The following is a 12,064-nucleotide window of genomic DNA, read 5'->3' as shown; positions in this document are numbered from 1 at the left end:
TACCGGACTCCCGTGTGGGCTCTATCTTACGCAGTAAGGAGGCTGGACGGACACTGGCAGGGCCAAACTTGTTGTCGACCTGGTCAATGACAATCTCTGCGTCTTTCCATGGATCTGCTTCGTCTTCCCACAAAGACAATTGTTGCCCGCCGGCTTCAACCAGTCCCGCAGCTCGAACACCGATCAATCTCACAGCACGGCCACCAATGCGCAGGTCGTCGAGAAGTTCACAGACAATCTTGTGGATCTCTCTGCCCACGCTCGTGGCTTCTGGCAATGTGCGAGAGCGAGTCAGGGATTCGAAGTCAGAAAAGGTGACCTTGAGCCCAATGGTCCGTGCCTCAATCTGCGCTTTGCGCAGTTGGGCACCAACGTGGTCTGCCTGGAATAACAGGGTTGCTTTCAGTTTCTCAAGGTCAGTCACGTCTTCGTTGAAGGTGTGTTCTTTCCCGATGGACTTGTCCACTCTCTCTGTCGAGACGGGACGAGGATCCCTCGCCCAGGACAGAGCATAAAGATGTGATCCTGCCGCTTGACCAAGAGCTGAAATCAAGCTCTGCTCGGGAGAATGTGCAACATCTGCCACAGTGTGAAGCCCGCGTTTATGAAGTATCTCAGCGGTCTTTTTCCCCACACCCCAGAGTGCATCAATAGGGAGTGGGTGCAGGAATTGGAGAGTGTCACCTTCTGGGATCACCAACAAACCATTGGGCTTGGACTTGGTGGAGGCAAGTTTGGCTACAAACTTGGTGCTCGCCACTCCCACAGAACACGGCAAACCTGTCTCGTCAAATACCCGCTTCTTGATCTGTGCGCCAATTTCTTCGGGCGAGCCGAAGATTTTCTGAGCACCTGAAACATCAAGGAATGCCTCATCGATAGACAGCTGTTCAACCAGCGGTGTGAAGTCATGGAATATCTTCATCACCATGTGGGAGTAATGACGGTACTTTTCGAAGTGAGGCTCCAGCACAATCACGTCTGGAACAAGACGCTTGGCATTACTCAGCGGCATCGCGGAGCGAATGCCTAAAGCTCGAGCTTCGTAGGTTGCGCTAGTCACCACAGAACGAGGTGAATCATGTGCCACAACGGCAGGTTTGCCGACCACATCGGGGCGGTCTAATACCTCCACGGACGCGAAGAACGCGTCCATGTCGACATGGAGAATCGAGGAGGTAATTATGCCTTCAGGTAGCGACGCATGGGCAGACCGAACGACACAGAGAACGCGACGATGCCTGCAGTGAAGGTCAGTACTTCGTAGCCAACGAATTCAGAAGTGAATGCGGCAGCCATGAGCCAGAAACCAACTACGAGCAAAGCGAAGGAAACGATGAATTCAACGATACGCATAATGACAGTTTAGAGCGCAGCTGCTCGTTCTAGCACGAGTTCACGAACGCGTGCCGCGTCTGCTTTGCCCTGCATTGCCTTCATAACAGCACCAATGACGGCTCCAGCAGCCTGAACCTTGCCATCCTTGATCTTCTCAAGGACATCCGGCTGAGCGGAAAGAGCCTCGTCGATGGCGGCGATCAATGCGCCGTCATCGCTGACCACAGCAAGACCCTTGGTCTCCACGATCTCACGAGGTGAACCTTCACCGGCAGCAACTGCCTCCAGAACCTGACGCGCCAAACGGTCCGTCAAGGTTCCTTCGTCGACCAGTTGCTGAAGTTCTGCAACCTGTGCTGGAGTGATGTCGATACCGGCATCACCCTCAGCAGCGTTAGCCAAACGTGCAATCTCACCTGTCCACCACTTACGGGCAGCCTGAGGGGTTGCACCAGCAGCGACGGTCTCGGTGATCTCGTTGAGCAGACCAGAGTTAACCACATCCTGGAATTCCAGGTCAGTGAAGCCCCAGTCAGCCTTGAGGCGACGACGACGCTCAGCTGGCTTCTCTGGCAATGCAGCACGCAGCTCTTCAATCAGAGCTGGGTCTGGCACAACAGGAAGCAGGTCAGGCTCAGGGAAGTAACGGTAGTCATCCGCATCCGACTTGGGACGACCGGCACTGGTTGCACCAGTGTCTTCGTGCCAGTGACGAGTTTCCTGGATGATGGTTCCACCGTCTGCAAGGATCTGCGCCTGGCGCTGGATTTCGTAGCGGACAGCACGCTCAACAGAGCGCAGAGAGTTCACGTTCTTGGTCTCGGTGCGAGTACCAAGCTTGTCTGAACCACGGGGGCGAAGCGACACGTTTGCATCACAGCGCAGGTTTCCGCGCTCCATCTTGGCGTCAGAGATACCGAGAGCCAGAACGATGTCACGAATAGTGGCGACATAGGCCTTGGCAAGTTCAGGGGCGTCGTGTTCGGCGCCCTCAATCATGCGGGTCACGATCTCCACGAGTGGAACACCAGCACGGTTGTAGTCCACGAGTGAATACTCAGCGCCCTGAATACGGCCGGTGGAACCACCCACGTGGGTGAGCTTTCCGGCGTCTTCTTCCATGTGAGCGCGCTCAATGTCGATCTGGAAGACGCGGCCGTTAGGCAGCTCTACTTCCACGTTTCCGTTGATGGCGATGGGCTCATCGAACTGAGAGATCTGGTAGTTCTTCGCCAGGTCGGGGTAGAAGTAGTTCTTACGTGCAAACGAGGAAGATTCTGCGATCTCACAGTCCAGGGCAAGGCCCAGGCTGATTGAGTAGCGCACAGCTTCTTCATTCACCACAGGCAAAGAACCTGGAAGACCGAGGCAGGTGGGAGTGATGTTGGTGTTGGGCTCACTACCAAAGTTGTTGGGAGCTGCCGAGAACATCTTGGTCTTGGTGGAGAGTTCAACGTGAACTTCGAAACCGAGGACGGGTTCGAAGAGTTCGAGCGCCTTGTCGTAATCCATGAGCTTTGCTTTAGCCATTAGAGCGCCCCTCCCTTGAGTTCTGGTGCTTGGCTCAGCAGGGTGTGGCCCCACTTCTGCTCCAGCAGAGTTTCGAGTGCTGCACCAACGTTATACAAGCGCGCATCTTCACGAGCAGGTGCGAGGAACTGGATGCCGACAGGCAATCCGTCCTCGTCTGCGAGACCAGCAGGAACGCTGATTCCAGGAATACCAGCCATGTTGGCAGGAATGGTCGCGATATCTCCCCGCCACATAGCTACGGGGTCATCGAGCTGTTCGCCCAGCTTCCACGCAGTTGTGGGAGCAGTGGGCGAAGCCAACACATCAACCTTGCTAAAAGCATCTGCAAAGTCGCGCTGGACCAGGGTGCGCACCTTCTGGGCAGAACCGTAATACGCGTCGTAATACCCAGCTGAGAGGGCGTAGGTACCAAGAATGATGCGGCGCTTCACTTCAGCACCGAAACCTGCTTCACGGGTTGCCGACATGACCTGCTCAACTGTTCCGCCGCCTTCAGGCTGCACGCGCAGACCAAAGCGAACCGAGTCAAACTTGGCCAAGTTACTGGAGGCTTCTGCAGGAAGGATCAAGTAGTAAGCGGCAACAGCGTGCTCCAGGCTGGGCAGTGAGACGTTCACAATCTCAGCACCGTTGGCCTTGAGGAGTTCAAGCGACTCGTGGAAACGAGCAAGAACGCCGGGCTGGAAGCCTTCGCCATCCAACTGCTCGATGACACCAATCTTGAGGCCCTTGACGTTGGCATTCTTCGCAGCTTCTGCGAATGAAGGCCACTCGTCCTTGAGCGAAGTGCTGTCGTGCACATCGTGACCCTTGATCACGTCGTGCAGAAGAGCAGAGTCCATGACCGTGCGGGTCACGGGACCAATCTGGTCAAAGCTGGAAGCCAGTGCAATCGCGCCATAGCGAGAAACACCACCATAGGTGGGCTTCACGCCCACTGTGCCGGTGATGTGGGCTGGCTGACGGATAGATCCACCCGTGTCTGAACCCAGAGCAAGAGGAGCTTCAAAGGCTGCAACTGCGGCAGCAGAGCCACCACCAGAACCACCAGGAATGCGGTCGAGGTCCCATGGGTTGCGGGTGGGACCATAAGCAGAGTGCTCAGTGGAGGAACCCATAGCGAATTCGTCCATGTTGGTCTTGCCGAGAGGAACAAGTCCTGCTTCGCGAACCTTTGTCACGACGGTGGCGTCATATGGAGACATCCAGCCTTCGAGAATCTTGGAACCAGAGGTAGAAGGCATGTCAGTAGTGACAAGAACATCCTTGATAGCGATAGGAACACCATCAAGTGGGCTGAGCGGTGCACCTGCAGCACGACGAGCGTCAGAAGCCTTCGCAGCATCAAGGGACACAGCAGCGTTCACGTGCAGGAAGGCATTCAGGTCACCATCAACCGCAGCAATGCGGTCAAGGTGTGCCTGGGTGATCTCGACTGAAGTAGTGGTTCCCGCAGCGAGCATCTCAGCGAGCTGGGCAGCGGTCTTGTGAATAAGGTCAGACATAATTACTGCTCCTCCCCCAGAATGGCGGACACCTTGAAGCGCGAACCATCGTGCTCAGGAGCAGAAGCCAGTGCCTTGTCGGTCGGAATCACATCAGCGACAACGTCAGGACGGTAGACGTTCTTGAGAGGGATGGGGTGGCTGGTTGCCGGCACATCAGGTGTGGCAACGGCCTGCACGGAAGCAACTGCTTCCATGATCTGGCCCAGCTCAGTGGTCATTGTCGCGATTTCCGCGTCAGAAAGGTCAATACGGGCCAAGTTAGCCAGGTGGCGCACCTGCTCGGCAGAAATGTCAGACATAAGAACCAAGTTTACCGGGAGCTCATCGCGGAGATAACCGTCATTGAATTTGTGAAAAAACTACGCAAAAGTACCAAACCGAAATTAATTCACGGAATATCCGAGCTTTTGGTGGAAATATTTGAGGGTTATCTATCGGCATGAATTTTTGTTTGTGAAATTCTTCCCTGAACTACAAACCAAGCGATCGCGATAGCGAACATAATCCTTTGGAAAACGCCACCAAATTCGGGAATGACTCCGACAAGTATGGGCATCGCTATTGACGTCACTACGGCAGCCCATCCCAACATCTTCACTGCCCGAGAAGCTTGCTTTTCGAACAAGATAACCAGCAATACTCCAACCCCGTAGAAAAAGCCCATGACGCTGGCGGAGACTGAGTGCAGGTTGCTCTCAAGTTCATTGAACGAAGAATCTGCGTTCCACTGTCTGGTTGAGAATGCCGCCACGGTGAGCATCAGGAAACCAAAACCGAACAACAAAAGCCCTGCAGATGTTCTCCATGCATCCCAGCGAGTAAGTGCGACAAGAATGACGCCGAGTCCGAAGGTGAGGAACCCTAAACGCGTCACCCATGCACCGGAAAGGCCTTGCGCTCCGGACTCACTGATGGAGTTACTGATCCAGCTGTAATCAGAAGGCATTGCTAATGGTGCTAAAAGAAATAACACAGCAGAGCTCAGCAGGAAGATAATTCCTGCAATTGAGACTGAGTGCTGAGTTGCCATAAAAACTACTTCAGTCCAGCAGGACCATCAGCTAGAAGTGTGCGGAAACCATCTGCATCCAGAACCGGAATACCCAGTTCCTCAGCCTTGGTGAGCTTGGATCCAGCACCTGGACCTGCCGCAACAAAGTCAGTCTTCTTGGACACACTCGATGCAGGCTTGCCGCCTGCAGCAATGATGGCTTCTTGCGCACCATCACGCGTGAATCCTTCTAGAGAGCCCGTGGCAACGATGGTCAGACCAGAACAGGGTCCATCAATCTCAACAACAGCACCGGGGCCTTCGTGGCCGGGGATCTCAAACTGAACGCCCGCAGCTTTCCACTGCTCGATGATGTCCTGGTGCCAATCAACCTGGAACCAGTTCGTCAGTGATTCAGCGATGATCGCGCCGACGCCATCGACAGCGGCCAGTTCGTCCAGACTGGCTGCACGAATGGCGTCGAGGGAACCAAAGTGGTTAGCCAGTGCGCGTGCTGCGACGGGGCCCACGTGGCGAATGTTGAGTGAGACGAGCAAACGCCACAGTGGCTTGGTCTTTGCCAGCTCAAGGTTGGCAATGAGCTCGACTGCGTTTTTGGACTCGGTGCCATCGGCGTTCACGAAGTAAGGAACCTGCTTGAGTTCGTCCAGAGTGAGTGCAAACAAGTGTGCTTCGGTTGCCAGAGGTGGCTCTTCACCGTCTTTGTGGTTAGTCAGAGCAGTGGCAGCGACTTCGCCGAGGCCTTCGATATCCAGGCCACCTCGAGAACCAATGTGTTCCACGCGGCCACGAACCTGAGCTGGGCAGCTCTTTTGGTTGGGGCAACGAAGATCAATGTCTCCCTCTGAAGCCGGTGCCAGCTTTGCACCGCACTCAGGACAACCTTCCGGCATGACGAATGCTCGCTCCGTGCCATCGCGTAGTTCCAGAACTGGGCCAAGAACTTCCGGAATGACGTCTCCGGCCTTGCGAATGACGATGGTGTCGCCGATCAGCACGCCCTTGGCTTTAACCACGTCTTGGTTGTGGAGGGTAGCGAACTCAACTGTGGAGCCGGCAACCTTGACGGGCTCGACGACCGCATAGGGCGTGGCCCGACCGGTGCGACCCACACTGACACGAATATCGACCAGCTTGGTGTTGACCTGCTCGGGTGGGTATTTGTAGGCAATAGCCCAGCGAGGTGCTCGTGAGGTGGCACCCAGCTCTCGCTGGGTGGCCATGTCATCGACCTTGATGACGATGCCGTCGATTTCGTGCTCAACAGAGTCTCTGGCCGCACCCATCTCACGAATGAAAGTAGCTGCATCTGCTGCTGAGCTGACAACTCGGTAGTGGGTGGAGGTGGGCAGTCCCCAGCTCTTGAGCAGTCCATACACTTCGGACTGCGTAGGAACGGGAGCGTCTTCCCAGGCACCAATACCGTGCACCAACATGGCAAGTGGTCTGGTGGCAGTCTTCTCCGGGTCTTTTTGGCGCAGAGAACCACTGGCAGCATTACGGGGGTTAGCAAAGACCTTCTCCCCTGCTTGTGCCAGTTCCACATTTAGCTTTCTAAATGCGTCAACGGGGAAGAAAATCTCTCCGCGCACTTCAACCAGGGCAGGGTGTCCGTATCCAGCCAGCTTCGTAGGGATGGATTTGATGGTCAGAACATTTGCTGTGACATCTTCACCGACAACGCCATCACCGCGGGTAGCAGCAGAGATTAGGGTTCCGTTTTCGTACCGCAGATTGATGGCAAGGCCATCAATCTTCAACTCGCACAGGTAGTTGACCTCGCGTCCGGTGTCTTTCTTGATGCGCGCAGCCCAGTCCATGAACTGTTCTTCAGAGAAGACGTTATCCAGGCTCATCATGCGAGCTGCGTGGGTCACCGGAGCAAAGAGTTCTGTTGCCTTGCCACCAACAGAAAGGGTGGGGCTGTCTTGGCCTTGAAGTTCTGGGTATGTGCGTTCGATTGCTTCGAGGCGCTGAATCAGCGCGTCATATTCAAGGTCCGCGATGAGGCTCTCATCACGCTCGTAGTAAGCATCACGGGCTTCGAGGATTTTGCTGGTGAGTTCTTCAACTTCATGCTGAGCTTTTTCGAAGTCAGTCAGTTCTTTCTCAAGTGCGAGGTCATCGCCGAAGAGCGCATCTTCGCTCATGCGGTGGCCACGACATTCAGATCACTCACGGTTCTCGCAATAGTGAACTGTCCCAGAACTCTGGTGCCGACATAGATCACAGCGGTCTGGCCTGCAGCCACTGAGTTAAACGGGTTGGCGGGGCGAACCACCAGTTCACCACCAACCAGCTGAGCAACAGCGGGAACAGGGTCAGCGTGTGCACGAATCTGCACTTCCACATCAAACTCGTTCTCAGGGTTTTCTTGTGGTTCTCCGCACCAAGTAAAACTAGTTCCCGCAATCTCGATGATGTCCAGAGCTTCCTTAGGACCGACCACAACCGTGTTGGTCTTGGGGCGAATCTCGAGAACAAAGCGAGGAAGACCATCTGGCGCAGGAGTTCCGATGTGGAGTCCCTTGCGTTGACCAATGGTGAAACCAGGAGTTCCTTCGTGGGTTCCGAGCTTGTTTCCTTCGGTGTCGACGATGTCACCTTCGGTGATGCCAACGCGATCAGCTAACCAGCCTCGAGTGTCCCCATCAGGAATAAAACAAATGTCGTGGCTATCGGGCTTCTGAGCAACGCTCAGGCCACGCTCTGCTGCTTCCGCACGAATGAGGTCCTTAGAAGGAGTGTCCCCCAGTGGGAACATCGCATGTGCAAGCTGATCAGCGGTGAGCACACCCAACACATAGGACTGATCCTTGGCCCAGGCACTGGCACGGTGAAGCTCGAGATTGCCGTTGGCATCTGGAACAACGTTGGCGTAGTGGCCTGTGCAGACAGCATCGAAGCCCAGAGCAATGGCTTTCTCCATCAAGGCAGCAAACTTGATCTTCTCGTTGCATCGCATGCAGGGGTTCGGCGTGCGACCGGCCTGATATTCAGCAATGAAGTCATCGACCACGTCAGACTTGAAACGTTCTGAGAAGTCCCACACGTAATAGGGAATACCCAGCATGGTGGCAGCACGCTGTGCATCCATCGAGTCTTCGATGGTGCAGCACCCGCGTGCACCAGTGCGCAGGGTGCCAGGCATCCGACTGAGGGCTAGGTGAACACCAACAACGTCGTGACCTGCTTCAACAGCACGCGCAGCAGCAACGGCGGAGTCAACTCCACCACTCATTGCCGCTAGTACTCGCATAATCCAAGTTTAAGCGGTGGCAAGGCTCTGCCCTGCCAGTTTGCTGGATTCAGCAGCTAAACAGTTGTGCCCGCTTTGCGGGCACGTTCCACTGCCTCAGGCAGTGCAGCGAAGAACTCGTCGAGTTCTTCTTGGGTTGTGGTGTGGCCCAAGGAAATACGCAGTGCTGAGGACGCTCCACGTTCGTCATGCCCCATGGCAAGAAGTACATGTGAAGGCTGGGCAACTCCGGCCTGGCATGCAGACCCTGTGGACACCGAGAAACCCATAGCGTCGAGTAAGAACAGCAAAGAATCACTCTGACAGCCGGGGAAAGTGAAGTTCACGTTGTTATCGAGGCGGTTCTGTGGATCACCACTTAAGACAGCACTGGGAACGAGTGCCTGAATCTTCGCGATGGTGGCATCGCGCAGAGATAACAAACGAGCATGTTCTTGCTCGAAGGCCTTGTCGGTGACCAGTGCCGCGATGGCCATCGAGGAGATCGCAGGGGCATCAAGTGTTCCACTGCGGAGACCACGCTGCTGTCCACCACCGTGAATGAGTGGCTCGAGCTGTGCTTCGCGGCTGACTACCAGTGCACCTACACCCGGCACAGAACCGAATTTGTGGCCGGAAATGCTGAGGGCAACCAACCCTGCATTTCCCTGGGCACCAGATTCAGTTCTGATCTGGGCAAAGTTGATGGGGATATGCCCAAATGCAGAGACGGCATCAATGTGGAGCGGGACCTGGTGTGCTGCGGCGAGCGCGGCAATCTCTGTCACGGGCTGAATGGTGCCCACTTCGTTGTTTGCCCAGAGCATGGACACAAGTGCCACTGCCCTACCAGCTCGCTCGAGGGTGTCCTGGAGTTCGACGACATCGATGCGACCCTGCTTGTCAACGGGGATCCACTCGAGCACAGCACCTTCGTGTTCTTGTAACCAGAGCACGGTGTCTAACGTGGCATGGTGTTCTGCTTCAGGGACAACGATGCGGTTGCGCTTAGCGTCTTTCTCCACAGCAGCACGGAAAAGACCTACGAGCGCCAGATTGATGGACTCTGTTCCCCCAGAAGTGAAGATGACTTCAATGGGTTGGCAGCCCAGCACAGTGGCTAAGTATTCACGGGCGTCTTCCACCAGCGCCCTGGCTGCTTGACCGTGTCGGTGAACAGAACTCGGGTTACCCGCATGTGCCAGTGCGTCAGTAAAAGCCTTGGTTGCTTCAGGGCGTACCGGGGTAGAAGCAGCATGGTCGAGATAGGCCACCAAGTCTTTCCCCTTTCCGAGCGAAGAACTTATTAACGGCTCACCAACGTGAGCGAAACACAGAGGCAATGTATCTGGCTAGTCTATTTCGAGTGTCTATCCCTCCCTCACTCAAGAACCTTGGCGTGCGCATAACCCGTAGCGGTGGCGAGCTCAAGGTATTCAGCGATAGCGCTGAGGGTATAGATGTTTTGATCTATGACGCTCCTGGTAGCGTCCACATTGCTGAGCGTCACTCTTTGGTCAAGGGCAAGGGCGGTGTGTGGTCCACATCTAGCTCTTTACTTGTTCCCGGTGCTGAGTATTCGCTGCAAGCCTGGGGTCCTTCTGGAGCTCAGGACTCATTCTCTGCTGAAGAACTCTTGATTGACCCCTATGCCAAGGGGTTGAGCCGAGTCGGAAACACGTGGCGTTCAGTTGTTGTTGACACCAGCTTCGACTGGGGAACCAGCACCAAGCCTCAGACTCCACTGGACCAGTCCGTGATCTACGAAGCACACGTGCGTGGGCTTACCAAGATGCACCCGGGTGTTCCTCTCGAACTGCGTGGAACCTATGCAGGCCTGGGTCACGAAACCATGACGACCTATCTCAAGGAACTTGGCGTCACGGCAGTTGAGCTTTTACCTGTGCACGCTTTTGTTTCAGAAGAGCACCTTCTCAAGCAGGGAACCACCAACTACTGGGGTTACAACACCCTCAACTTCTTCACTCCTCAAGCTTCCTACGCAACCCAGGAGGCACGCGCCGAGGGACCCTCTGCTGTGCTGCGCGAATTCAAGCAGATGGTCAAAGACCTGCACGAAGCAGGCCTCGAAGTCATTCTTGATGTGGTGTACAACCACACTGCTGAGGAAGGCAAGGGTGGACCACGCCTGAGCTTCCGCGGCCTGGACAACGCTTCCTACTACCGTCAGGACGAAGACGGTAACTACATCGACACCACAGGCTGTGGTAATTCTCTCAACGCTTCCAAGCCCGTTGTCCAGCAGCTCATCCTGGATTCTCTGCGTTACTGGGCAGAGGAAACACGAGTAGATGGTTTCCGTTTCGATCTCGCCGTAACCTTGGGCCGCGACGAAAAGGCCGAATACCAAAAAGATCACCCTCTTCTCGAGGCTATTCGCACTGATCCTGTACTTTCTCAGACCAAACTCATTGCTGAGCCCTGGGATGTAGGCATGGGCGGCTGGCAGACCGGTAACTTTGCTGACGGCTGGCACGAATGGAACGACCGCTACCGCGACCGCATTCGTAATTTCTGGCTTCCAGATATTGCTCAAGCACGTGAGACCGGCATTGCTCCGACAGGTGTGGGTGGCTTTGCCACTCGCCTGGCGGGCTCCAGCAACACTTTCTCAGCTGAGCGTGGCCCTGTTGCCTCCGTGAACTTCATCACGGCACATGATGGGTTTACCCTCAACGACCTCACGATGTATAACTACAAGCACAACATCGGTAACGGTGAAGACAACCGTGATGGCGCCAACGACAACCGCTCGTTCAACCACGGCGTTGAAGGCCCCACGGATAACCCCGACATCATTGCTGCCCGTCGACGCACTATGCGTAACCTGATGGGCACACTCATGCTTTCCGCCGGAATTCCCATGATTACTGCCGGTGATGAATTCGGTCGCACCCAGCACGGCAACAACAACGCGTACTGTCACGATTCACCTCTGACATGGGTGAACTGGGAACTCCAAGAGTGGCAGCAAGACATGCTCGCTACAACGAAGCACTTGGCCAAGATGCGCCGTGACCACCCGGCCCTTCGACCCACACGCTTTGGAGTCTTCGGCGAGCGCATTCCCAGTGCGAGCCAGGTTGATTGGTACAACACCCAGGGCGAAATGATGGAGAACGAGGACTGGGAAGATCCTCACAACCGAACCCTGCAGTATGTCGCAGCTAGCACTCCTGAAAACGAGCCTTTCAACCGCATCCTGATGATCATTCACGGTACGGAACAGCCCACCTCGGTAGTGGTTCCTAAGCACGATGGTGTGCAGTTCTATGAGCCACTGTGGTTCAGTCCACACCACACTCCTCGTGAGGTTCCCGGCGTGCTCCGCCCCGGTGAGACCTTCAAGCTCACGGGCACATCTATTTTGTTGTTCAACGCTGCTAATTAGCCGTTACCTCAGCGTCATCAAAA

The 12,064-nt window shown here is 55.4% G+C and carries 10 protein-coding genes; 1 reads left to right on the top strand and 9 read right to left on the bottom strand.

From position 1 onward, the window contains the following. The 9 genes from dinB to Q0362_RS02165 all read right to left on the bottom strand — a co-directional run. Nucleotides 1–1,156 (bottom strand): DNA polymerase IV (gene dinB, locus Q0362_RS02205; protein WP_298119309.1); only part of this gene is annotated, 1,156 nt, incomplete at its 3' end. Between the two features lie 26 nt (nt 1,157–1,182). Then, nucleotides 1,183–1,356 (bottom strand): hypothetical protein, encoded by a 174-nt coding sequence (locus tag Q0362_RS02200; RefSeq protein ID WP_280794316.1) that lies wholly within the window; start codon nt 1,354–1,356, stop codon nt 1,183–1,185. Between the two features lie 9 nt (nt 1,357–1,365). Then, complete coding sequence (gene gatB, locus Q0362_RS02195) at nt 1,366–2,868, bottom strand: Asp-tRNA(Asn)/Glu-tRNA(Gln) amidotransferase subunit GatB (RefSeq protein ID WP_298119306.1); 1,503 nt, start codon at nt 2,866–2,868, stop codon at nt 1,366–1,368. Further along, nucleotides 2,868–4,376 carry an Asp-tRNA(Asn)/Glu-tRNA(Gln) amidotransferase subunit GatA gene (gene gatA / locus Q0362_RS02190; RefSeq protein ID WP_298119303.1) on the bottom strand — a complete coding sequence of 503 codons (1,509 nt, stop codon included), beginning with the start codon at nt 4,374–4,376 and terminating at the stop codon, nt 2,868–2,870. The genes gatB and gatA overlap by 1 nt, the downstream gene beginning before the upstream one ends. 2 nt (nt 4,377–4,378) lie before the next feature. Then, nucleotides 4,379–4,678 carry an Asp-tRNA(Asn)/Glu-tRNA(Gln) amidotransferase subunit GatC gene (gatC, locus tag Q0362_RS02185; protein WP_110233754.1) on the bottom strand — a complete coding sequence of 100 codons (300 nt, stop codon included), beginning with the start codon at nt 4,676–4,678 and terminating at the stop codon, nt 4,379–4,381. Between the two features lie 128 nt (nt 4,679–4,806). Further along, nucleotides 4,807–5,409, bottom strand: a complete 603-nt coding sequence (locus tag Q0362_RS02180; protein WP_298119300.1) for a DUF998 domain-containing protein — start codon at nt 5,407–5,409, stop codon at nt 4,807–4,809. A gap of 5 nt (nt 5,410–5,414) precedes the next feature. Beyond that, nucleotides 5,415–7,541, bottom strand: coding sequence for an NAD-dependent DNA ligase LigA (gene ligA, locus Q0362_RS02175; protein WP_298119298.1), 2,127 nt, complete (start codon nt 7,539–7,541; stop codon nt 5,415–5,417). Further along, the gene (gene mnmA, locus Q0362_RS02170) at nt 7,538–8,650 is read right to left on the bottom strand and encodes a tRNA 2-thiouridine(34) synthase MnmA (protein ID WP_298119296.1); all 1,113 of its coding nucleotides are present in this window, start codon (nt 8,648–8,650) and stop codon (nt 7,538–7,540) included. The genes ligA and mnmA overlap by 4 nt, the downstream gene beginning before the upstream one ends. 56 nt (nt 8,651–8,706) lie before the next feature. Further along, nucleotides 8,707–9,903, bottom strand: a complete 1,197-nt coding sequence (locus tag Q0362_RS02165; protein WP_298119294.1) for a cysteine desulfurase family protein — start codon at nt 9,901–9,903, stop codon at nt 8,707–8,709. A 92-nt stretch (nt 9,904–9,995) separates the two neighbouring features. Here Q0362_RS02165 and glgX point away from each other — a divergent pair, with 92 nt between their 5' ends. Further along, nucleotides 9,996–12,041: a glycogen debranching protein GlgX gene (gene glgX, locus Q0362_RS02160; protein WP_298119291.1), complete on the top strand. Its 2,046-nt coding sequence runs from the start codon at nt 9,996–9,998 to the stop codon at nt 12,039–12,041. Nucleotides 12,042–12,064: the final 23 nt, after the last annotated feature.

The sequence above is a fragment of the uncultured Aurantimicrobium sp. genome (assembly GCF_936931525.1).
Classification (GTDB): domain Bacteria; phylum Actinomycetota; class Actinomycetes; order Actinomycetales; family Microbacteriaceae; genus Aurantimicrobium.
The sequence above is the reverse complement of the archived record's forward strand: the minus strand, read 5'-3'. Positions and strand labels throughout refer to the sequence as shown.